Origin of the sequence: Sphingomonas echinoides, from assembly GCF_029623395.1 — a bacterium.
In the GTDB taxonomy this organism is placed as follows: domain Bacteria; phylum Pseudomonadota; class Alphaproteobacteria; order Sphingomonadales; family Sphingomonadaceae; genus Sphingomonas; species Sphingomonas echinoides_A.
In genome coordinates, this window is sequence record NZ_JAPYKK010000005.1 from 134,750 (window position 1) to 157,836 (window position 23,087).

Below are 23,087 nucleotides of genomic sequence, written 5' to 3' on the forward strand. Positions count from 1 at the left end.
TGTCCTTTCCTTGCTGGCAATTTCCCCGTCGTCGGTTTCGATTGCGCCCGTCCCTGATGCGGCATCGAACCCCGAGATGACGGCGATTTTCGAGGCGGACCAAAAGGACCGACAAAGCCTCGATATCGACTGGGCAATCGTCGGACCACAGGACGAGGCGCGTCTTAAGCGTACACAAGCATTACTTGATGCCGGTACCTTGAAGAGCGGGGACGACTTCTTCAACGCCGCCTTCGTGTTTCAACACGGCGGATCGTCCGACGCCTATTTGAAAGCGCACCTGCTCGCGACGATCGCCGTCGCGAAGGGCAAGGTCGGCGCTACCTGGATCGCGGCTGCCACGCTCGATCGGTATCTCCAGACCACGGGCAAGCCGCAGGTTCTTGGCACGCAATTTCTGACCGGTGCGGACGGTCGGATAACACAGGAGCCGTTCGATCGCTCCCTCGTTTCGGACGCGCTGCGGGGCGCGCTCGGTGTGCCGACGCTTGCGGCGCAAGAAGAGCGACGCGCTGCGGCTGAAACGTCGGCACGCCGCGCTCCCGCCAGCGTCTCGAAGTCGCCGCCGCGGCCTCCCGTCCCGGCGCCCCCGGCGAGGATCTTCGCGGCAAAGCTACAACCGTCCGTTTGCGCCGCGATCCCTGGTTCGGAACAGCTTCTCGGGCGGTCGTCGCTGCGCTGGATCGTCGTCGGCGAGATCCATGGAACGACCGAAACACCCAAAGCCTTTGGCGACCTCGTTTGTCTGGCAGCGACAGCCCAGCCGGTGGTGGTCGCGGTCGAGCAAGCGACTACCGAACAGCCCGCGATCGATGACTACATCGGGTCCAATGGGGATGCCGCAGCGACATCCCGCTTTCTTGCGAGCAGGATATGGACTGAACCCTTCAAGGCCGGTCTCTCCAGTGAGGCGTATTTCGAGCTTTTCCGGCGCCTGCGCGCGCTGCGAGCAGCAGGGCAGATAACGAGCGTGGTTGCCTTCCAACCCTTGTACGATCCCGGGTTCAACGCGGGAGACTATGAGAAAGCGCTCGCGGCATCCTTGATCGGCCGGGTGGCGAGCCAAGGCCGGGTGCTCGTTCTGGTAGGCAACGTTCACGCAATGCGGACACCCGCGGCCTGGGCGAAGCCAGCCTATCTCCCGATGGCTGGCTATCTGCCTGCCCATTCCACCGTCACGCTCGATGCCAGATGGAACGGCGGATCGTATTGGGCATGTACCTCGGCTACGACCTGCGGCCGACAGTCGTCCGCTCCATCGTCTCCGGTAACCGTCGCGCACGGGGTGGTCATGGACGGCGGGGATGGACCCTATGCGGGCACCCTGAACCTCGGCGTTGCGGCGACCGCGTCACCACCGAAGACACCATCCACCCCGGCGCACCACTAGAACTTCGCGCCGATCCGGACATACGCCTGCCGCCCATACGGATCGCCGAGCGTCGAAAGATACCCGGTATACAAGGCCTTGGCGGGCGCCTTGTCGAACGCGTTGATCATGCCGAGCGTCAGCTCATACTGCTTGTCCGACCCGAACTGCAGGCCATATTGCACGTCGAACACCGACCATGCGCCGACCCGCGCGACGGTGGGCGCACCGACGACCTGCTGATAATCGTCGATCACGCTCGAAACATAGCGCCACGTCCCCGACAGGAAATGATCGCCGAGCGAGAGGTCGATCCCGGCGATATTGCGCCAGCGCGGTGCCGCGGCGGACGTCAGCGGCGAGGTCTGGTAATTGTTGCGATGCCCGACGCCGTCGTAGACGACCGACCCCGTATCCACGTCATACGTCGCGAGATAGCTGAGGTTGTCGCGCAGCGTGATCCGCGCCGCGCCGATGTCGAAGCGATAGCTGGCCGCCGCATCGATCCCGGACGTTCCGGTCCCGCTCGGTGCGTTGTACGAGGAGATGACGATCGACTGAACGACGCCGCTGCCGTCCCGGATGACGTTCGGACCGTTGGGGTCGGCGTTGATCACCGCCTGCCCGTTCTGCAGCTGGATCTGGTTCTTGTACTTATAGTGCCAGTAATCGAGCGACAGGGTCAGGTTGGAAACCGGCAGCACGGTCGCGCCGATGTTGAAGACGTCCGCCTTCTGCGGTTGCAGCCCCGGATTGCCATATTGCTGGATCGACCGGAACGTCGTCGTGCCGTCGCGCGGATCGATGATGTTGGCGATGTTGGTCGCGATCAGCACCGCCGCCGAATTGGCGATCGACGGCGCCTGGAATGCCTTGCTCGCCGATGCCCGGAGCGACAACTGCGGGATGATCCGCCAGTTTACCGCGAGCTTGGGCGCCGTCGTGTTGAAATTGCCGTAATCTTCATAACGGGCGGCAGCATTGACGTTGAGCCCGTCGATCACCTCGTAATTCGCTTCGGCAAAGACGCTCTTCACTTCGCGCTCGAACGCGGTGTTGCGGTTTGGCCCGAGGAACCCGCCGAAACCGCTCAGCAGCAGATCCGAATATTGGGTGGACTGCTTTTCCTTGCGATATTGCGCGCCGACCGCGACCGCCAGCGCATGACCGTTGATCGTCGCCAGCGTGCCGTTCACCACCGCCTCGCCGATCATATATTCGATCCGCGACTGGGTGACGACGTTGCTCTGGAGATTGTAGATCAGCGACGGGTCCATTTTCGACACGTCGGCGGTGAACGGGCTGAGGTACAGGCAGTTGCCCGCGCCCGGCTGTGCGCCCGCGCCGGGTCCGCTGTAGCGGATGTTGCAGTTCGGGCCGCCGTATCCGTTGAGCGCGGCCTGGAACAGGTTCATGTCGGTGTCGCGATCGGTCGAGGCGACGTCCGCGCGCGAATAGGTTGCGTTCGCGGTATATTTCCAGTTCCCGTCGATCCGCCCGCGCGCCCCCACCACGAACTGGCCCTGGTCGACCTTGTCCTGAATCAGGCGATATTGGTAACCGGGGAACCCCTGCGAGCCGATCGCGCGGCCGATGAAGCCGACATCGACCCCGAACGGATTATAGGGGTTGCTGCCCGGTACGATCGGCGGACGCGCACCGACCCGGTTCTGCGCGTAGGACGGCACGCTGAACCGCTTGGAATCCTGATGATACAGGCCGATTTCGGCGAACAGCGTCTGCCCCGGCGCGATCTCGAACGTGGTGTCGTTATGGACCAGATAGCTCTTGGCTTCCGGCCGGATCGGGTTCTGCGCCTGGAAGCTGAACTGGCACGACCCAAGCCCGAACCCCGGACTGTTCGCAGACGGCACATAGCGGCTCTGGCTCGCCGCCGATCCGCAATTCGGATCGACCACCGTCACCGTCCCCGCCGCCGAGCGGAAGCGGTCGTACAAGGCCGAATAATTGTTGCCGTTGATGACCACGTCGCCACCCGCCGCGGTGCGCGGCCGCGAGTAGAGCGTGAAGGCACCCGGGTTCGCGCCAGCCCCCGAGGATGGGTTGAAGAAATTGGTGACGTCGCGCTCGCTGTTCTGCAACCCGTCCTGATAGCGATAGGCGACCGAAGTGACGGTGTGGAACCGGCCATCGCCGACGCCCCACATCGCCTGGACCGTCGCCGCCGGGGAATCCGCGATATTGGTATATTGCGCGGAGAGTTTCAGCCCCTTGAACCGCGTGTTGGTCAGGACGTTGAATACGCCTGCGACCGCATCCGCGCCGTAGGTCGACGAGGCACCGTCGAGCACCGTCTCGACCCGCTCGATCGCGATCTCGGGCGTCAGGCTGTTGAGGTTGACGAACCCGTCGGCGGGGACGACCCGGCGTCCGTTGAGCAGCACCAGCGTCGCGCCGGCACCGAGCCCGCGCAGATTGGCCGAGCGCGTATCGCGGGAATCGGCGCCGCCGCCCTTGGCCAGATCCTGAATGCCACCCGCGCTGCCGACGTTCTGCGGAATGAAGCGCGTGATGTCGCCGAGCGAGGTGACGCCGGTCCGCGCGAGGCTCTGCGAGTCGATCGACAGGATCGGCGAAGCGCGGTCCTCCTGCCGGACATTGCCCAGATAGGATCCGGTGACGACGATATCGGGACCATTGTCTTCCGGCGCGGCCACGGGCGGCGGCGCGTCTGCCGGTACCACCTGCCCCTCGGGCGCTGCACCCGGCGCAACCTGCGCGGAGGCGGCAGGGACGAGCATCATCGCCAGCGCGGTGATCGAAAGCCCGCCGAGCAGGCGGTTCGCAGCGGCGGTCGATATTGGTCGCGACATGAGACTTTCCCCTTCTTGCCGTTCCTGACAGCGAAGGACGTGAAGGATCATGCCGCCAGCCTGAAGGTGACGGGTGTATCAGGCTGGTCGCAAGCGACGGTGCCTTGCATCCTCTCGACGTCTCCGCGACCGGAACGTTCTTGTTGGTGATGGAATGACCCACCGGGTTTCAGAACGGAAATACAATCTTCTGATTGATCGATCCGTTTGACTGATCAATCCTCTAGTCCGTCAGAACCTTGCTCGCCTGCGCCTGCTCGACCAGCCGCGCGGCATCCTCGTCGCGCAGCCAGCCCGCGGCCTGTTGGCGGGCAACGACGCTGCGGACCTGCGTGACGAAGCCCGCATGGTCGCGATAGCGTTCCTCGAGCGAGGGTCGCGGATCGTGCGCCGCCAGACGCTCGGCCTTGGTTCGTGCGAACGGCACGAAGCCGCCGAAAAAGCCGCAGCCGCCGCCTTTTCCAAAACCCGTCGCCTGCCCGTTCCAGCCGAGATAGCTGCCGAGCGGAACCTGCAACTGGACCGATGGGACGCCCGACGTTTCATTGCCATCCGCGTTGACCCGCGGGACGCGCGACGGAATCGTCCCGCGCACCGTCGGCGGCTGGGGCGTAATCATGCCGCTGATGTCGTGATAGCGAAAGGCGTTGCCCATGTCGTAATCGAGAAAGACGTTGAGCTTGCCGTCGGGTGACGGCGCACCGGGCCAGGATGGGAACCCCATCGCCGCGGCATTGGCTTCCACCAGATCCCCCGCCTTCAGTGTCGGATAGCGGCTCGGCGGTGGCGCCTTGCCGGAACGGACCCACGAAACGAGCATCGCCTGCGCCGCGCGCAAGCTGTCGATCGACGGGTTGGGATTACCCGGCAATGCACAAATCGCCAGCCCCTTGTCCCCTGCCGTCGGGAAGCCCCCGGTGTACGATCCGCCGTGCGTGACGCTCGGGAAATAGTAACGGCGGACGTTGCCCGGCAGCGGCAAGTCCGCCTTTGCGTCGGTGCCAATCAGCCCGGGCGACATCCGCAAACCCCAGAATTCGGCCGATCCGAACGTCTCGATCACCTTGGGGCAAGTGTTGCTCGCGCCGCACCGGTCGAGCAGGCTGCTCGTTCCCCGCCCGCGCGCGACGTCGTCATACCGCCCCCACCACAGCGTTCCTTCGCTGCCGGGTTCGTACAGCGTCGCCGCGCCGCCCGGGACCGCGAAGCGCAGGTTGAGCGGAACTTGTCGTGCGGCGATGTTGGGATTGACCCCATCGAACACGCGGTGCCCGCGCTCATCCGCATTGAACCCCAAATTGATGAAGCTCTTGAGGAAATTGCCCGATTGCGACGTCCCGCTGGCAACCGTCCAGCGGATCGCCCCCGCCGGGTTGGGCGTGCCGACGTCATCGGGTTTGCCGCCGCGCAGATACGCGACCAGATCGCGCGTCGCGGCGAACCCTACCCCCTGCACCAGCGGATCCTTGCCCTGATACACCAGCGTGTAGGCGAACGCCGGATCGAACCCGCCGCGCACGCACAGCTTGGCCGGATCGGGCCGTCCGGGGAAAGGCTGCGCGTTGCAATCCGCAAACGCCCAGTCGCCCGGCGCGATGTCGACCGGGGCGGCGGTGTCCGCGCTTTGTCGGAACAGCCGCGCTTGCCTGGTATCGAGCGACACCGGCACGGGCCGCGCGGTCGGCTTGCCGATACTGCCGGTAATCGCGATCGTCCGCGCCCCCGCCGGCATGTCGATGAACCGCGCGAGGACGGGCCCGGTCAACGGGCTGCCGCCCGGCCCATGCGCCACCGGTACGGTCGCGCGCTGGACGTCCGGTCCGGCGGGCAAGTCGCCCTGCCACCCGCTGATGACCCGGACATGCCCATCCGGATCGGCGGCGATCGGCCAGCCGCCCCGGTTGGGAACGTCGTAGAACAGCACGCCGCTCGCCTTGGCCCGGTCGATCGGTCGTGCGATCGCGAAGGTCGCCGAATAGCCGACGCGACCCCGCGCATCGCGGGTCGCGGCCGCGATATCGGTGATGATCCCGTTATGCGGGTCCGCCGGATCGAGCGACCCGAAGAACTGGCCGCGCACGATCTCGTAGCGCAGCGCCCCGGCTTTCGCGGGCGGCGGCGCGGGCGTGACGCTGTCGATCCGGACGCGTTCGAGCCGCGCGAGCGCGGGATCGACCAACACGGCGGACAGCAGGGAACCGGCGGCAAGAAGCACGGACCGTCGCATGAGCGAACCTTTCAAAATGGGTCGATCACCAGATCGAGCAGTTGCGCGCCCAGCGTCTTGCCGTGCGCATCCAGCGCGAGCGAGCGCGTGACGCCGCCGCGCAGCGCGCCTTCCAGTACGAAATTGAGCGCGCCGATTCCGGGCAACTCATAGCGGCGGATGGCGCGGATCGGCAGATCGGCGAAATGCGCGACGATCCGCTCCGCCGTCACGCAGCGCACGAGCAGCTCATAGTCTTCGGCGGCATGCACGAAGATCGCGATCTGCGAAATGTCGCCTTTGTCGCCGGTCCTTAAATGCGCAATGTCGCGAAGGATCATGTCACGCCACCTCGTAGTGAACGCTGGGCGACACGCGCGTCCGGTCGATCAGCGTGGACGCGACCGCGAGCACGTCGCGCACCGCCGCGACCGCGCCACCACCGCCAAACGGCCCGTTGGTGTACAGGGCCTCGACCTCGGCGCCGATCCGTTCGGCGGCGGCGCGGGTCGGTGCGCGCCCGGCGACCCGCGCGCGCACCTCGCGCGGTTCGGTCCCGGCCTGCCGACCGGTCCGGTCGATCGAGTCGACCCCGATCAATTCGGTCCGCAAGTCGGTCACCGGCACCCCGGTCAGCCGCAACCGCTCTTCGACGATCGCCAGCGCCAGCCGACCCCGCGCCACCGCACCCGGACCGGCATAGGAAATCTGCCCCTCCCCGACGAAGCCATCCTCATAGCCGATCGACACCTTGAGCGTATCCGGCCGCGCACGACCGGTCCCCCCGCGCACCGCGACGCGGTCCGCGCCAAGTTGTTCGAACGCTACAGTCCGGAAATCGGCGACGACATCGGCCTGCAGATAAGCGGCCGGGTCGAGGATCTCGTACAGCAACTGCTCCTTGCATGTCGCCACCGACAGGCACCCGCCCGATCCAGCGACCTTGCCCAGCACCGCCGTCCCGTCTTCGCGCACGTCGGCGAAGGGGAAGCCCAGCCGCGCCAGCCCCGGCACGTCCTTGACGCCCGGATCGGCGAAATAGCCCCCCGTCACCTGCCCCGCACATTCGAGCAGATGCCCGACCACCGTCCCGCGCCCGAGCCGGTCCCAATCGTCCATCGCCCAGCCGAAGCCGTGGATCAGCGGACCGAGGAACAACGCCGGATCGCCGACCCGCCCCGTGATCACCACGTCCGCCTGTCCGGCCAGCGCGGCGACGATCCCCTCCGCGCCGAGATAGGCGTTGGCCGAGACCATCCCCGGCTCGATGTCGCGGCTCGTCCCCGCGCGGTCGACCAGCGGGAAGCGATCCGACCGGACGATATCGAGCACGTCGTCCCCCAGCACCGCCGCGATCCGTACCCCGTGCAGCCCCAGCGCGCGCGCAATCCGCGTGACGAGCCGCGCCGCGCCCAGCGGGTTGGCCGCCCCCATGTTGGTGACGATCTTCACCCCACGCGAGCGCGCCGCCGGCAGCACCGCGCGCATCCGGCTTTCCAGCAGCGGGTCAAACCCGACCGCGGGATCGACCCGCCGCGCCGCCTGCGCCAGCGCGATCGTCCGTTCGGCGAGGCATTCGAACGCGAGGTAATCGAGCGCACCGTGCTCGACCAGTTCGAGCGCCGGTTCGATCCGGTCGCCCGAAAATCCTGCGCCCGCCCCGATACGGATGGTTCGGCCGGTCATAAGGCAAAGATTCCGAACAGAAGAGCGGCGATCGTCATCACCACCGAAGCGGCAAACAGCCAGGGAATGGAAAACCGCTGATGCGCGCCGAGCTCGATCCCGCTCAGCCCCGCCACCAGGAAGGTCGCAGGCGTCAGCGGACTGACCGGAAAGCCGGTCGTCATCTGCCCGAGCAGCGCCGCCTGCGCGACCTGCACCGCCGGAACACCGAAATGCCCCGCCACTTCGGCGATGACCGGCAGTACGCCAAAATAGAAGCTGTCCGGATCGAACAGCAGGCTGAGCGGCATCGACAGCAACCCGAGCAGCACCGGAATGCGCGGACCGATCGCATCGGGGACATGCGCGACCGACGCCTGCGCCAGCGCCTTGATCATCCCCGACCCCGCCATGATCCCGGTAAAGGCCCCCGCCGCGAACAAGATCCCCGCCATCATGAGCGCAGCGCGGGCATGCGCGTCGATCCGCTCGCGCTGCTCCGCCGCGGTCGGATAATTGAGGATCAGCGCCAGCGCGGTGCCCGCCATGAACACCACCACCGGCTCCATCAGCCCCGCCACCATCGTCACGACGACGACCAGCGTGATCAGCACGTTGACCCAGTACAGCCGCGGGCGCCGCAATGCCTGCTCGGCGGCGCTCGGCACGGCCGTCGTGACGGCAAGGCGATCACCGGAAACCGGACCCCGCCGTTCCACCGCGAGCCGCCGTTCCTCCCGAATACCCAGCCACCACGAAGCAGCGAAGACGAATCCAAGGCCGACCAGCTGCACGCCGATCATCGGGGTAAAGATCGTCGCAACCGGGAGCTTCAACGCAGCGCCTGCGCGGAGTGTCGGCCCAGTCCACGGCAGGAAGTTCACGCCCGCCGCCATCGACGCGGTGCACGCCAGCACGCGCCGGTCCATGCCGAGCCGGTCGTACAGCGGGCGCAGCGCCGGGATCGTCACCAGAAAACAAACCGCGCCCGAGCCGTCGAGATGGATCAGCAACGCCAGCGCTGCCGTACCAACCGTGATCCGCGACGGACGCTCGCCGACCAGCCGCAACACGCCGTTGACCAGCGGCGCGAGCAGCCCCGCGTCGGTCATGATCCCGAAGAACAGGATCGCGAACACGAACATCCCCGCAACGGGCGCGATCTTGGTCAGTCCCGCGACGATATAGCCGGGAATGCCCGGCGCCATCCCCGCCGCGACCGCCCCCAGAATGGGAATGAGGATCAGCGCGGCAAGCGGCGACACGCGGTTGGACAGGATGACGGCAAGCAACGACAGAATGGTCGCGGCGGCGACGATAGCCAGCATGATCCCCTCCTGTCCGCACTTCTGTTCAATCTTGCCGGCACCATGCCCGCAGAAGATTTATCCAGCAATTAGACTTATCTGATAGATCGATCAGCTACGCGCATCGGTCGCCGCATGCGCCATCACCGCCTCGAGGAACGCCGCCGCCGCCGGGGACGGCGTGCGCTTGTCCAACCGCGCAACCCCGATCGCGCGAGAAATCCGCGGCGGCGCCATCGTCCGCCAGGCAACGTCGCCCGCCACGCCCAGAAGCGGCAAGGTCGACTTGGGCAGCAGCGTGATCCCCAATCCCGCCGATACCAGCCCGCCGACGGTGGCGAGCTGCGCGCATTCGTACAGCGGGCGCACCGCCAGATCGGTCTTGGCGAAGGCGGTGTCCGTCAGCAGCCGCACGCTGCTGCGCGGTGCCATCGCGATGAAGGGATGCTCGCCGAACACGCTCCACGCGACGGGCGCGGGCATGGCGGCGGCATCTTCGTGCCGGCACACCAGAACGCATTCGTCGTCCATCAGCGGATCGAACCGGAACCCGTTGTCGATATCGGGGGGCGTGGTGATCGCGAAGTCGATCATCCGGTCGATCATCTGCTGGTACAGCGCCCCCGACAGATTGTCGCGCAGGATGATCTCGACGTGCGGATGGCTCTGCCGGAACCCGGCGATGATCGCGGGCAGCACGTGCGCGGCGGCCGACGGCAGCGCGCCGACGATCACGCGCCCGCGCTGCCCCGCGAACGTCTGCCGCAATGCCTGGAACGCAAGGTCAAAGTCCCCCGCAAGCCGCTCCACCGTCGGCATCAACGCCGCACCCGCCGCGGTCAGCGCGACGTTGCGCGAATTGCGGTCGAACAACCGCACGCCCAGGTCTTCCTCCAGCAACTTGATCGTCCGGCTGAGCGCCGGCTGGGAGAGGTTGGCGAGCCGCGCGGTCTCGCTGAAACTGCACGTTTGCGCGACCTGCAGGAACAGCCGCAAACTGGAAAGGCTTGGGGTCCGCGGCATCGTTTCTCTCCTTGCCTCGGATCGATACGCTACGCTGATCGATCGATGCAAAGACTTTACTTTTCTTCCCCGCCGCCACGATCGATACTGTTGCGAAACGGGGGAGAGCAGCATGAAGAACCGCGCAGCACACGGACGAGTCGGCGGCATCATGCTCGCGGCGACGCTCCTGACGGCGGGATCGCCGCTCGCCGCGCAAACGGCGCGCGCGAGCGATCCGGACACCCGCGCCGCGGCGATCGAACGGCAAATGACCGCCGCCGAACACGTCATCCTCTCGCACGGCATCATGGCGCTCCCGTTCGGTCCCATCACGATCCCGCAGGGTGTCGTGCTCGGGGCTGGCTATGTCTCGGGTATCCCGCGGCTCAATGTCCCTGCGCTCAGCGAAACCGATGCAAGCCTGGGGGTCGCCTATGTCGGTGGTATCCGCAAGGACGGCGCGACGGCGCTGCCATCGGGTCTGGCGATGGGCGCAACCTGGGATCCCGCGCTGATGGCGCATGGCGGCGAGACGATCGCGAACGAAGCGCATGCCAAGGGGTTCAACGTCCTGCTCGCCGGAGGGATCAACCTCGTCCGCGATCCGCGCGGGGGGCGCAACTTCGAATATCTCGGCGAGGATCCGCTCCACTCGGGCCTGCTCGGCGGCGCCGCCATCGCGGGCATCCAGTCCCGCCACGTCATTTCCACCGTCAAGCATTTCGCGATCAACGCGGTCGAAACCGGTCGCCAGTTCCACGACGCGGTGATCGGCGACGCGGCGCTGCGGATGAGCGACCTGCTCGCTTTCCAGATCGCGATCGAACGCGGCAATCCGGGGTCGGTGATGTGCGCCTACAACCGAGTCAACGGGCAATCCGCCTGTGGCAACGATGCGCTGCTCAACGGCGTGCTCAAGCGGGACTGGGGCTATAAGGGGTTCGTGATGTCGGACTGGGGCGCCGTCCACGGGCTCGATTTCGCGCTCAACGGGCTCGACCAGCAATCCGGGTCGCAGCTCGACGACAAACTCTATTTCGCGGAGGATCTGCGCGCGGCGGCAGCGCGCGACCCGCGCTACGCAACGCGGCTTGCGGACATGAACCGGCGGATCCTGCGGACGATGTTCGCGGTCGGCGTGGACACCAACCCGCCGGTCAAGACCGCGATCGATTTCGCCGCCGGCGCGCGGGTCGCGCAGGATGTCGCCGAACAGGGGATCGTGCTGTTGCGCAACCGTGGCGATGCGCTGCCGTTGAGCGCGAAGGCCAGCCGGATCGCGGTGATCGGCGGCTATGCCGACAGCGGCGTCCTTTCGGGCGGCGGATCGTCGCAAACCCAGGGGCCGGGGGGACCGGCAGTCGCGATCCCGACGATCGGCGGCCCCTTCGCCGCGTTGCTCGCGCAATCCTATCACGCCTCCTCCCCGCTCGCGGCGATCAAGGCACACGCGCCAAAGGCCGACGTGGTGTTTCGCAACGGCCGCTACATCGCCGACGCCGTGCAGGCGGCGCGGCAGGCGGACGTCGCGATCGTGTTCGCGACGCAGTGGATGACCGAGGGGCTCGACGCCCCCGACCTGTCGCTGCCGGAAGGACAGGATGCGTTGATCGCCGCCGTCGCCGCCGCCAACCCCAACACGATCGTCGTGCTGGAAACCGGAAGCCAGGTGGCGATGCCGTGGCTCGACCAGACCGCCGCAGTGATCGAGGCATGGTATCCCGGCGCGCGCGGCGGAGAGGCGATCGCCAATATCCTGTTCGGGGACGTCAATCCCTCGGGCCGCCTGCCGGTGACCTTCCCCGCCTCGGTCGCGCAGCTTCCGCGTCCGGCGTTGCCGGGCAGCGGCACGGTGGAGCCGGACTTCATGGGCAAGGGCAAGCCCGGCCAGACGCTGACGATCAATTACGACATCGAAGGCGCCGACGTCGGCTATCGCTGGTTCGCACGAACCGGGGCCAAGCCGTTGTTCCCGTTCGGCTTCGGACTCAGCTACACGCAGTTCGAGCATGCCCCGCTGGTGGTCACCGGCGGCCCCCGTCCCACCGCGAAAGTCACCATCACCAACACCGGCAAACGCGCGGGCGCCGATGTCGGTCAGATCTATCTCGTCGGCACGCCGAAGGGCGACGTGCGGCGGCTCGTCGGATTTGCCAAACTGGATCTGAAACCCGGCGAGCGTCGCACGGTCGAGGTGCCGATCGACGCGCGCCTGTTGAGCGAATGGCGCGCGGGCAAGTGGCACCGTGACGCGGGCACCTATCGCTTCGCGCTCGGAAGCTCGGCAACCACGCTCGGCAGCGAAACCCGCCAGACCTTACCGGCGGCCACGTTCTAAGGCGCTACTTCCCGATTTCGTCGAGCGCGGCCAACGCTGCGTCCGGCAAAGTCAGGGAGGTGGCCGCCATATTCTCGCGCAGGTGGCTGACCGACGACGTGCCGGGGATCAGCAGGATGTTGGGCGACCGGTGCAGCAACCACGCGAGGGCGACCTGCATCGGCGTGACATCCAGCCCGCGCGCCACCGTGTCCAGGGCGGTCGACTGCAACGGGCTGAAGCCCCCCAGCGGGAAAAACGGCACATAAGCGATCCCCTCCGCCGCCAGCATATCGATCAGCGCGTCGTCCTCCCGATGCGCGAGGTTATACTGGTTCTGGACGCACGCGATCGGGGCGATCGCGCGCGCTTCCGCCACTTGCCTGGCCGTGACGTTGCTCACGCCAAGGTGCCGGATCAGTCCCTCCTCGCGCATTCGCGCCAAGGCGGCGAACGGCTCGGCGATCGACCCTTCGGTCACCCCGCCGGCACCGCCCAGCATGCAGCGGAAGTTGACCACCTCCAGCGTTTCCAGCCCCAGGTTGCGCAAATTGTCCTCGACCGCACGCCGCAACGCGTCCGGGGATGCCGCGATGTTCCACGAGGCATCATCGCCGCGCACCGCGCCGACCTTGGTCACGAGAACGAGATCCTCCGTATAGGGCGATAGCGCTTCGCGGATGAGCTGGTTGACGACGTGCGGCCCGTAAAAGTCGCTGGTGTCGATATGGTTCACGCCCGCGGCCACCGCGTCGCGCAGCACCGCAATCGCCGCTTCCCGGTCTTTCGGCGGCCCGAAGACATGCGGCCCCGCGAGTTGCATTGCGCCATAGCCCATCCGCTGGACGGTGCGGTCGCCAAGGTTGAAACTCCCGGCGTGCTTGTTGGTCTGCATGGTTCGTCTCCTTCGCTGCCGGATTTAAACCTTGGCGATCACCGCGATAATCCGGCATGATCTGCACAGGCTGTGCGGAAAATCGAACAATGACGCCCGATCTTGCCGATTTGAACGCTTTCCTCGCGGTCGCGCGCGCGCGCGGCTTTCGCGAGGCGTCGCGCACGGCGGGGGCCAGCGCTTCCACGCTGAGCGAAGCCGTCCGTCGGCTCGAGGCGTCGCTCGGCGTCCGCCTGCTACACCGCACCACGCGCAGCGTGACCCCGACCGAGGCGGGCGCGCGTTTGATGGAGCGTCTGGGCCCGGCGCTGCAGGAGGTCGATGCGGCGCTGGGTGCGGTCGACGATCTGCGTGACGGCGTGACGGGGATGCTGCGGCTGAACGTCCCGGTCAGCGCCGCCAAACTGGTGCTCCCCGCGATCCTCCCCGGTTTCCTGGCCGCGCATCCCGGCGTGAAGGTCGAGATCGTCGCCGAAGACGGGTTCGTGGACGTCCTCGCGTCGGGCTGCGACGCCGGGATCCGCTACGACGAGCGGCTCGAGCAGGACATGATCGCGCTGCCGATCGGTCCACGCATCCAGCGCTTCGCGACCGCCGCGGCACCGGCGCACCTCGACCGGCATGGCCGCCCGCAACATCCGCGCGACCTGCTGCAACACCCGTGTATCCTGGGCCGGTTCGCCAGCGGTCGCCTGACCTCGCCGTGGGAATTCGAACAGGACGGAGCGGTCGTCCTGATCGAGCCGCAGCCCCGCCTCACCGTCGGCATCAGCGGTGCCATCGAACTGGGGGTGGAGGCGGCGATCGCGGGCGTTGGCGTGATCCACTTGTTCGAAGGCTGGCTCCGCCCATATATCACAAGCGGCGCGTTGGAGCCGGTGTTGGAAGATTGGTGGCAGCCCTTTCCGGGCCCGTTCCTGTATCACTCCAGCCGCCGGCTCGTGCCCCCGCCGCTTCGTGCGTTCATCGACTATATCAGGACAGCGCCCGTTGAATTGCGCGTAAAACTGTAGCAAAAGCTGCCTCGGACGTACCATTTCCGGCAGTGTGCTGACGCATTCCGGACATCAAACGCACGAAACCGGCGTCATTCCGCGCGCTTTTCTCACGGGTTTCAGGGCAATACGCTGACCGTCGCTTCCCATCTTCGCCGCACGATCACGGCCAACGCCGCGCACCTGCGTCAGGTCGCCCGCGTGATGGTCGGCGCCTCGGCAGCCTTCGCCGCGTACCGGATGCTGGGGCTGCAAGAAGGCTATTGGTCGGTCTTCACCGTGCTGATCGTGATGCAGGGATCGATCGGCGGCACCCTCACTGCGGCAACGGACCGGTTGCTCGGCACCTTAATTGGCGCAGTTCTCGGTGGGTTAGGCGCCGCCTTGCAGCGAACGGCCGTGCTCGAAGTCGGGCTGGTGCTGGTCATTGTCACCGGGCTCGCCGCCTTCGTCGCCGCGGTCCGCCCGCGGCTGCGCGTCGCCCCCGTCACCGCCGCGATCATGCTGCTCAGCGCGCCGCCCGGTGCCCCGGTGCAGGATTTCGTCCGCGACCGGATCATCGAAATCGGGATCGGTGGCGTCATCGGCGTGCTCGCGGCGATGTTCGTATTTCCGGCGCGATCTCATGGACTTGTCATCGCCCGGACCGCGACGGTGCTGAGCCACATCGCCCGCATGTTGGGCGAGCAGGCCCGCGCGCTCGAGACAGAGTCGGCGCTCCCCTCCTCGCCCGAACATGCCGCGCTGCGACAGGCGCTCGCCACCGTCGAAGCCGCGATGAAGGATGCGGACCGCGAACGCGCCACCCGGCTGGCCGATCATCAGATCCCCGCCTCGGTCCCGCGAACATTATGGCGTATTCGCAACGACCTAGTGTTGATCGGCCGCGCGCTCGACGAAGTGCTCCCGCCCGCTGCGATCGCCGCGCTGGCAACCCCCGCCGCCGCCATGCTCGACGCGCACGCATCCCTCGCGAAGCGCTGTGCCGCCGCGCTCGCTGCGGGGACCGTCGTCGACCGAGCCGATGCGATCACCTGCTACCGCCGTTTCGGTGCCGCCCTCGACGCCTTCCGCAAGAGCACCCAGGCCGCAACGCTCGATTTCGAAGCATCGGGCCGTGTCTTCGGGCTCGCGTTCGCGGCAGGCCGGCTACATCGCGATCTGCTCGATCTCGCATCCCGCGTGGACGAGATCGCCCCCGGCAAAGTGCTCACCTCCCGGTCGGCGTGACGCTGGCGCGGGGCGCTAGCGATGCGCGGAGTCACCCCCAAGCCGTACCCCGATCCACAATCGGCGCGGCGTCCCGAGATCGATCGATCCGCCGGCATTCCGCGTGACGATCGTGGTGTCGGTCAGGTTCTCACCCCGCGCGATCACCGCCCAGCGCGCGCCGACCGGCACGCTAACTACGCCGTCCAGCGTCGTCGCGGCGGGCAGCACGTCGGTCTGCAAATCGTCCTCAAACTGTTTCCCGACGTGTCGCCCGGTCAGCGACAGGCCGAACCCACGCCGGTCCTGCCATCCAAGCGTCGCGCTCGCGGTATGCCGCGGGCTTTGCGCCGGACGATAGCCATTGAGCTGCGCGGAAACGCCCGATGCCCGGACCTTGCTGTCGCTGAACGCATAGGAAGCATCGAGCGATACGTGGCCCCGCTTCGCACGCGCAGTCACTTCCACCCCACGCGCGACGATCGCGTCGACATTCTGCCGCTGGCGTAAATTGGGCGCGATCGTGACGTTGGCGATGGCGCCTTCCAGACGATTGTAGAACCCCGTCACCCCGATCGACACACCGCGCAGCGGGACCAGGTCAAACCCGCCTTCGACCCCACGCAACCGCTCGAGCCCGAGTCCGGCGTTGGCCTGCGTGGTGACCGGAAAGACCACGAAAGGCCGATACAATTCGTTGAGAGTCGGCAGACGGAACCCAGTGTACCCCGCCGCGCGCACCGCAACCGCATCGCTCGCATGGAACAAAGCACCGGCGCGGCCGGTCGCCTCTACCCCATCGCGATCGGCGAACCGCTGGTTGGTGGTGATCGCCCCGGCGCGCGTGCGTTCGCGGAAGAAGCCGTCAGTGATCGTCCAGTGATCCCCCCGCACCCCGGCCGTCAGCACCAGCCGCCCGAGCGTCCAGTCGTCCTCCGCGAAAAGCCCGGCGGTGCTGGTGTTCCCGCCCGCAGTCCGTCGCGTCGTAACCGCACCGCTGGCGGCGTAAGCGTCCTCGTACAGCGTTCCCTCACCCAACCGCACGTCTGCGCCGATCCGTAGCACATGGTCCGGCCCCACCGGTGGGCGCAGTTCGATCTTGCCGCCGATCCCGGTCGCGGGCGTGTTGCGCTGGTCTAGCGTCAGCCGCGATGTGGTCGCGCTAATCACGCGATTGGTGAAGTTGCGCGCCTGGACATAGGCGAGCACATCGAGCGCCCACGGGCCGCGATGAATCACCCGGACGCTCGCGTCCTCCCCCGAAGAACTGCTGTCCGCACCGGCGAAACGCAACGTGCGATTGTCGCGGAATACCACCATTCGCGCCTGCAACTCGGTCTGCGCGTCGATCGGCACCACGCCGCGCATCTGCCCCGACCAATCCCGATAGCGTGCGCGCACCGTCGCGGCAGTGCGTTGCGCGTCCGGGGTCGTAAAGAACCCGTCGCCACGCTCGAACCGGCCTGCCACCGTCAGATACCCCGCGCCGACATCCGGCGAAATGCTCGCGGTGGTTTCGACGGCATTGTTGCTGCCATAAAAGGCGCTTCCCGCCACATGCGGGAGATCGGCACGCGTTGCGCTGGCGAGCTCGATCGTCCCCGCGACCGCGCCCGCGCCGAACGCCCCCGCCCCGCCCCCGCGCGTGATCCGCACGCTCGACAAGCGGTCAGGCGACAAAGCGTTGAACGGGATGTAGCCGAAGAACGGGTCCGCCAGCGGCACCCCGTCGAGCAGCACCAAAGCGCGCGACGACGCATTCCCGCCAAGCGCGCGCAGCGTGACGCCTTGCGCGGACGGGTTGGCCGACCGGCTGTCGCTGCGCCGGAACTGCTGAAACCCCGCGACGTCGGACAGGACGTTCTCTACCCGGCCCGACGCATCGCTGGTGAGGCGCGAACGATCGATCGTGACCGATCCGTAAGCGGGGACTCCGGGCGGCAACGGTAGCGGCGATCCCAACACGACGATGTCCGGCGCAGCGGCTTCGGTCGCCGTCGGCCCGGCAACGGTTTGCGCCGACACTGCAACGGGCACGCCGCCCAGGGCGAGCGCGACTTTCCAGATTTTCACAGGCGTCAGGGCTTCTTGGCTTGGGGCACACCGCTCACCCAGAACACACCGCCGGGCTGCAACGTGATGACATATTGTCCGCGATCGTCGCACTCGGCGATCCATACGGCATGGCCATCGATCGGCGCATGCTTCTCGAACCGGACGATCTTCTGGCAAGTGTAGCCGCCATCACGAATTGCGCGGAACATCGTCGTTTCCTGCAACGCACGCGGCAGGGCATCGATCTTGGCTTCCATCGGATCGGGCTTGGTGGTCGCTGCGACGGTCGTGGCCGCTTTCTCCCCGGGATCACATGCCGAAAGAACCGCGAGGCCCAAAAGCATGGGGACGGCGAACAGGGACGAGACGTGCTTCATGACCATTCTCCTGCTCAGATACCGTCGCTAACGACGGTGCGGCCTGATTGCTCCAGTGCCGCGGTAAGATCGGCGATACACCGGTCGGCCAGCGCCGCGTCGGTCGCGCGGACGACGAAGTTGGCGCCAGTCCGGCCGTCGCGGAAGAACGGGTAACTGCCGATCGCAACGCCCTCATGTGTCTTCTCGGCGGTGCGCAACATCTCGGCCACCTCGCTTTCGGCAACCCAGCAGCCGATCGTCCGCGACAATACCGGCAACCCGCCTTCGAGCGTGCCGGTCAGCGCGTCGAGCATCCCGGCGGTGATGTGCGGGACGCCGGCCATGATGAAGATGTTGCCGACCCGGATCCCCGGCGCGCCCGACATGCGATTTTCAATCAGGTCCGCCCCCTCGGGCACCCGCGCCATCCGCTTGCGAGCTTCGGTGAGACCGCCGCGCTCGGCGTAATAAGATTCGAGCACTGCTACCGCCTGGGGATGAAAATCGACCGGGACTCCCAGTGCCTCGGCAATCGCGTCGACCGTGATGTCGTCGTGCGTCGGGCCGATCCCCCCGGTGGTGAACAGGTAATCGTTGCGCGATCGCAGGATGTTGACGGCTTCGACGATCGCCTCGGTCTTGTCCGCGACGATCCGCACTTCAGCGAGCCGGATCCCCTGGACGTTGAGCCAGGTCGCGATTTGCGCGACATTCTTGTCCTGCGTGCGACCCGAAAGGATCTCGTCGCCAATCACCGCGAGTGCGGCTGTCCAGATGCGATGCGTCATCCCGCCCGCATAGCCCCCCGGCGCCCCCTCGCAAAGCCCGGACGGTGGCGCTATATCGATTGTCATGACCGAATATGTAACCGTAACCGCCGACGCACCCATGGGCCGGACCGGCGCGATCAAGCTCCATGGCCGCGATGCGTTCGACGGCATGCTCGCCGCCGGGCAACTTGCTGCCGAAACGCTCGACATGGTCGTACCGCACATGGTGCCGGGCATGGCCACCGCCGAGCTCGACGACATGATCCGCCGCTTCATCGTCGATCGCGGTGGGATTCCCGCGACGCTCGGGTATCGCGGCTACACGCATTCCAGCTGCATCTCGACCAACCATGTCGTATGTCACGGGATTCCCAGCGAAAAGACGCTCAAGTCGGGCGATATCGTTAATGTCGACGTGACCCCGATCTTCGATGGCTGGCACGGCGACAGCAGCCGGATGTATCTGGTCGGCGACGTGCCGATCAAGGCGAAGCGGCTGGTCGACGTGACCTATGAATGCCTGATGATCGGGATCGAGCAGGCCAAGCCGGGCAATCACCTCGGCGATATCGGCCATGCGATTCAACGGCATGCCGAGAAACACCGCTACGGCGTCGTACGTGATTTCTGCGGGCACGGACTCGGGCGACTGTTTCATGACGCGCCCGAAGTTGTCCATGCGGGACGCGCCGGAACCGGGCCAGAACTCAAGCCCGGGATGATCTTCACGATCGAACCGATGATCAACACCGGACGGGCCGACGTGAAACTGCTCGACGACGGTTGGACCGCCGTGACGCGCGACCGTTCGCTGTCGGCGCAGTTCGAACATTCGATCGGGATCACCGAAGACGGTTGCGAGATCTTCACGCTCAGCCCGGGCGGGTTCGACCGACCGCCTTATTGATCGGGCGACCCAGCAATTTTACTCCCGCTTCCCTGTCTGACGTCTCAACCGTGCCATAAAATCGGGCACCCGCTAGGCAGTTGCGCGCCGGTTAAGCACCTTTCTGCGGTGCTATTGGTAGACAAACCACGCATTTCGGCCCCTCGCGCGGCTGGCATGGTTATTGTAAGGTAAACGGACATTCCGGGAGGCGTATTCAGCGTGAAAAAAATCGAAGCGATCATCAAGCCGTTCAAGCTCGATGAAGTGAAGGAAGCGCTGCACGAGGTCGGAGTGAGCGGTATCACGGTCACCGAGGCCAAGGGGTTCGGTCGCCAGAAGGGCCATACCGAGCTGTACCGCGGCGCTGAATATGTCGTCGATTTCCTCCCCAAGGTAAAACTCGAAGTCGTCGTCGAAGACGGTCTGGCGGATCGGGTCGTCGAGGCGATCGCCGCGGCCGCGCAGACCGGACGGATCGGCGACGGCAAGATTTTTGTGATTCCGGTCGAAACCGTGTTGCGGATCCGCACCGGCGAACGCAACGAAGACGCTATCTGATCGCGCAACGATCGGAATGCGAGTTTGACGCAACGCAACATCTTGTGACAGCGTAAAGCTCCGGACTTAACACGAGTCCCGCATCCGGTTGACCGGGACGGGCAATTTTTTCGTATCCAGAAAGGGCGTGGGGACATGGCTAAAACAGGCAACAGCGCAAACGACGTGCTGAAGATGATCAAGGACCAGGAGATCGAGTGGGTCGATCTGCGGTTCACCGATCCCAAGGGCAAGTGGCAGCATCTGACGATGGTCGCGGGCGTCGTCGGCGAAGACGAGCTGACCGACGGGTTCATGTTCGACGGGTCGTCGATCGAGGGCTGGAAGGCGATCAACGAGTCCGACATGATCCTCATGCCGGATCTGGACGCGGTGTGGACCGATCCGTTCTCCGCAACACCGATGCTCATCCTGGTCTGCGACATCGTCGAGCCGTCGACGGGCGAACTCTACGCGCGCGATCCGCGCTCGACCGCCAAGCGCGCCGAGGCGTATCTCAAGACCACGGGCATCGGCGACACGATCTTCATCGGGCCGGAAGCCGAGTTCTTCATGTTCGACAACGTCCAGTTCGAGAACAGCTACGCGACAAGCTATTACAAGATCGACGATATCGAGCTGCCGACCAACACCGGCCGCGAATATGAAGGCGGCAACCTCGGTCACCGTCCGCGCGCCAAGGGCGGCTATTTTCCGTGCGCGCCGATCGACAGCGCAGTCGACATCCGTGGCGAGATGGTCTCGACCATGCTCGAAATGGGTCTCCCCTGCGACAAGCATCACCACGAAGTCGCTGCCGGTCAGCATGAGCTGGGCCTCACCTTCGGCACGATGACGCTGACCGCGGATCGCATGCAGATCTACAAGTACGTTTGCCACAACGTCGCGCAGGCGTACGGCAAGACGGTCACGTTCATGCCCAAGCCGATCAAGGAAGATAACGGCTCCGGGATGCACACGCATCTGTCGATCTGGGACAAGGGCAACCCGCTGTTCGCCGGCAACGGCTATGCGGGTCTGTCGGAGACGTGCCTGTTCTTCATCGGCGGCATCATCAAGCATGCCAAGGCGGTCAACGCTTTCACCAACCCGACGACCAACAGCTACAAGCGCTTGGTTCCGGGCTATGAAGCACCGGTCCTGCTCGCCTATTCGGCGCGTAACCGTTCGGCATCGTGCCGTATTCCGTACGGCACCGGCCCCAAGGCGAAGCGCGTCGAAGTGCGCTTCCCCGATGCGATGGCGAACCCGTACCTCTGCTACGCGGCGCTGTTCATGGCCGGCATGGACGGGATCCAGAACCGCATCCACCCGGGTGAGGCGATGGACAAGAACCTGTACGACCTGCCCCCGGCAGAGCTCGCCGAGGTTCCGACCGTCTGCGGTTCGCTCCGCGAGGCACTCGACTCGCTGGCTGCGGATCACGACTTCCTGTTGAAGGGCGACGTGTTCTCCAAGGACCAGATCGAATCGTACATCGAGCTGAAGATGCATGACGTGCTGCGCTGGGAAATGACCCCGAGCCCGGTCGAATTCGATATGTATTACAGCTACTAAGACGCAGCCCCGGCCGCGCCAATGCGAGGACCGAGGGCGTGGCTTTGCCACGACGGGACACACAGAAAGGGCGTCCGGAGCAATCCGGGCGCCCTTTCCTTATTCGCAAACCAACATTCCAAACCCCCGCGAAACCTATTAAAGCCCGCGCATGATCCACGTCGCCGCGCTCTATCGTTTCGCCCGTTTCCCTGACCCGAAGGCGCTGCGCCAACCATTGCTCGACGTGTGCGAAGCGGAGGGGATCAAGGGTACTCTGCTGCTCGCGCCGGAAGGGATCAACGGGACGATTGCGGGGAGCGAGGGCGGAATCGACGCCGTTTTGACGCATATTCGCACGCTTCCGGACTGCTCTGACATCGCTTTCAAGCGAAGTTATGCCGAAACCATGCCGTTTCACCGCATAAAAGTGCGCATCAAACGCGAGATCGTGACGATGGGCGAACCCGCGATCGACCCGCTCGGTGGGACCGGAACCTATGTCAAACCGACCGACTGGAACGCGCTGATCGAAGCGCCGGATACTGTCGTGATAGATACGCGTAACGCCTATGAAATCAAGGTCGGCACCTTCGCGGGCGCGATCGACCCCGAGACGGACAGTTTCAGCGATTTCCCCGCCTGGGCCCGCGCGCATCGCTCCGAGCTGGAGGGGAAGCGGATCGCGATGTTCTGCACCGGCGGCATTCGCTGCGAGAAATCGACCGCCTTCCTGAAGGCCGAGGGGCTGACCGACGTCTTTCACCTGGAAGGCGGCATCCTGAAATATCTAGAGGAGGTGCCGCAGGAAAGCAGCCGCTGGGAGGGCGAGTGCTTCGTCTTCGATGAGCGCGTCGCGGTCGGCCATGGCCTTGCACCCGGGACGCATGCCTTGTGCCGCGCGTGTCGGATGCCCGTATCCCCCGAGGAGCGCGCGTCGCCGCTGTTCGAGGAGGGCGTCGCCTGCCCCGCCTGCGCGGGAACCCGCGACGCGGCCAAGCGCGCGGCCTATGCCGAGCGGCATCGACAAGTGGGGTTGGCGCAGCAGCGGGGGCAGGCGCATGTCGGTGCGGTCGCTCCCAAACGCGAGAGTTCGCCAGCGACCCCGGAGGAATGAC

At 66.0% G+C, this 23,087-nt stretch carries 18 protein-coding genes; 8 read left to right on the plus strand and 10 right to left on the minus strand.

Annotated elements, in window-relative coordinates; genetic code table 11:
- Positions 1-76 precede the first annotated feature (76 nt).
- Positions 77-1,390, plus strand: a complete 1,314-nt coding sequence (locus QBJ92_RS05045) for a hypothetical protein (RefSeq protein ID WP_277968594.1) — start codon at positions 77-79, stop codon at positions 1,388-1,390.
- Here the strand turns inward: QBJ92_RS05045 and QBJ92_RS05050 are convergent.
- From QBJ92_RS05050 to QBJ92_RS05075, 6 genes are all read right to left on the minus strand, one after another.
- Positions 1,387-4,203, minus strand: coding sequence for a TonB-dependent receptor domain-containing protein (locus tag QBJ92_RS05050; protein WP_277968595.1), 2,817 nt, complete (start codon positions 4,201-4,203; stop codon positions 1,387-1,389). The two genes, QBJ92_RS05045 and QBJ92_RS05050, sit on opposite strands and share 4 nt — an antisense overlap.
- A gap of 223 nt (positions 4,204-4,426) precedes the next feature.
- Positions 4,427-6,430: an alpha/beta hydrolase domain-containing protein gene (locus QBJ92_RS05055; protein ID WP_277968596.1), complete on the minus strand. Its 2,004-nt coding sequence runs from the start codon at positions 6,428-6,430 to the stop codon at positions 4,427-4,429.
- An 11-nt stretch (positions 6,431-6,441) separates the two neighbouring features.
- A complete protein-coding gene (locus QBJ92_RS05060; RefSeq protein WP_277968597.1) occupies positions 6,442-6,750 on the minus strand; it encodes an AtuA-related protein in 309 nt (102 codons plus the stop codon).
- Between the two features lies 1 nt (position 6,751).
- Positions 6,752-8,095: an acyclic terpene utilization AtuA family protein gene (locus QBJ92_RS05065; RefSeq protein ID WP_277968598.1), complete on the minus strand. Its 1,344-nt coding sequence runs from the start codon at positions 8,093-8,095 to the stop codon at positions 6,752-6,754.
- Complete coding sequence (locus QBJ92_RS05070; RefSeq protein WP_277968599.1) at positions 8,092-9,402, minus strand: CitMHS family transporter; 1,311 nt, start codon at positions 9,400-9,402, stop codon at positions 8,092-8,094. Before QBJ92_RS05070 ends, QBJ92_RS05065 begins: the two co-directional genes overlap by 4 nt.
- A 90-nt stretch (positions 9,403-9,492) precedes the next feature.
- The gene (locus QBJ92_RS05075; RefSeq protein WP_277968600.1) at positions 9,493-10,404 is read right to left on the minus strand and encodes a LysR family transcriptional regulator; all 912 of its coding nucleotides are present in this window, start codon (positions 10,402-10,404) and stop codon (positions 9,493-9,495) included.
- Positions 10,405-10,516: 112 nt separating this feature from the next.
- On the opposite strand from QBJ92_RS05075, the gene QBJ92_RS05080 reads away from it, so the two are divergent.
- Positions 10,517-12,724, plus strand: coding sequence for a glycoside hydrolase family 3 C-terminal domain-containing protein (locus tag QBJ92_RS05080; protein ID WP_277968601.1), 2,208 nt, complete (start codon positions 10,517-10,519; stop codon positions 12,722-12,724).
- Positions 12,725-12,728: 4 nt separating this feature from the next.
- On the opposite strand, the gene QBJ92_RS05085 is transcribed toward QBJ92_RS05080, so the two are convergent.
- The gene (locus QBJ92_RS05085) at positions 12,729-13,598 is read right to left on the minus strand and encodes an aldo/keto reductase family oxidoreductase (RefSeq protein WP_277968602.1); all 870 of its coding nucleotides are present in this window, start codon (positions 13,596-13,598) and stop codon (positions 12,729-12,731) included.
- 89 nt (positions 13,599-13,687) lie between these two features.
- Between QBJ92_RS05085 and QBJ92_RS05090 the strand changes: the two genes are divergently transcribed.
- Both QBJ92_RS05090 and QBJ92_RS05095 read left to right on the plus strand, forming a co-directional pair.
- A complete protein-coding gene (locus QBJ92_RS05090; protein ID WP_277968603.1) occupies positions 13,688-14,611 on the plus strand; it encodes a LysR family transcriptional regulator in 924 nt (307 codons plus the stop codon).
- A gap of 186 nt (positions 14,612-14,797) precedes the next feature.
- A complete protein-coding gene (locus QBJ92_RS05095; RefSeq protein ID WP_277968622.1) occupies positions 14,798-15,823 on the plus strand; it encodes an FUSC family protein in 1,026 nt (341 codons plus the stop codon).
- A 15-nt stretch (positions 15,824-15,838) separates the two neighbouring features.
- Here the strand turns inward: QBJ92_RS05095 and QBJ92_RS05100 are convergent, their stop codons facing one another.
- From QBJ92_RS05100 to QBJ92_RS05110, 3 genes are read right to left on the minus strand one after another with little or no spacing between them, the layout of a single operon-like run.
- Entirely contained in the window at positions 15,839-17,875 is a 2,037-nt protein-coding gene (locus tag QBJ92_RS05100) for a TonB-dependent receptor (protein ID WP_431358369.1), read from the minus strand.
- A gap of 5 nt (positions 17,876-17,880) precedes the next feature.
- Entirely contained in the window at positions 17,881-18,234 is a 354-nt protein-coding gene (locus QBJ92_RS05105; RefSeq protein ID WP_277968604.1) for a hypothetical protein, read from the minus strand.
- A 14-nt stretch (positions 18,235-18,248) separates the two neighbouring features.
- Entirely contained in the window at positions 18,249-19,004 is a 756-nt protein-coding gene (locus QBJ92_RS05110; protein ID WP_277968624.1) for a competence/damage-inducible protein A, read from the minus strand.
- A gap of 64 nt (positions 19,005-19,068) precedes the next feature.
- On the opposite strand from QBJ92_RS05110, the gene map reads away from it, so the two are divergent.
- The 4 genes from map (at position 19,069) to QBJ92_RS05130 (ending at position 23,086) form a co-directional block, all read left to right on the plus strand.
- Positions 19,069-19,893: a type I methionyl aminopeptidase gene (gene map / locus QBJ92_RS05115; RefSeq protein WP_277968605.1), complete on the plus strand. Its 825-nt coding sequence runs from the start codon at positions 19,069-19,071 to the stop codon at positions 19,891-19,893.
- A 201-nt stretch (positions 19,894-20,094) separates the two neighbouring features.
- Complete coding sequence (locus tag QBJ92_RS05120; RefSeq protein ID WP_277968606.1) at positions 20,095-20,433, plus strand: P-II family nitrogen regulator; 339 nt, start codon at positions 20,095-20,097, stop codon at positions 20,431-20,433.
- A gap of 135 nt (positions 20,434-20,568) precedes the next feature.
- Positions 20,569-21,990, plus strand: coding sequence for a type I glutamate--ammonia ligase (gene glnA / locus QBJ92_RS05125; protein ID WP_277968607.1), 1,422 nt, complete (start codon positions 20,569-20,571; stop codon positions 21,988-21,990).
- A 151-nt stretch (positions 21,991-22,141) separates the two neighbouring features.
- Positions 22,142-23,086 (plus strand): rhodanese-related sulfurtransferase, encoded by a 945-nt coding sequence (locus QBJ92_RS05130; RefSeq protein WP_277968608.1) that lies wholly within the window; start codon positions 22,142-22,144, stop codon positions 23,084-23,086.
- Position 23,087 lies beyond the last annotated feature (1 nt).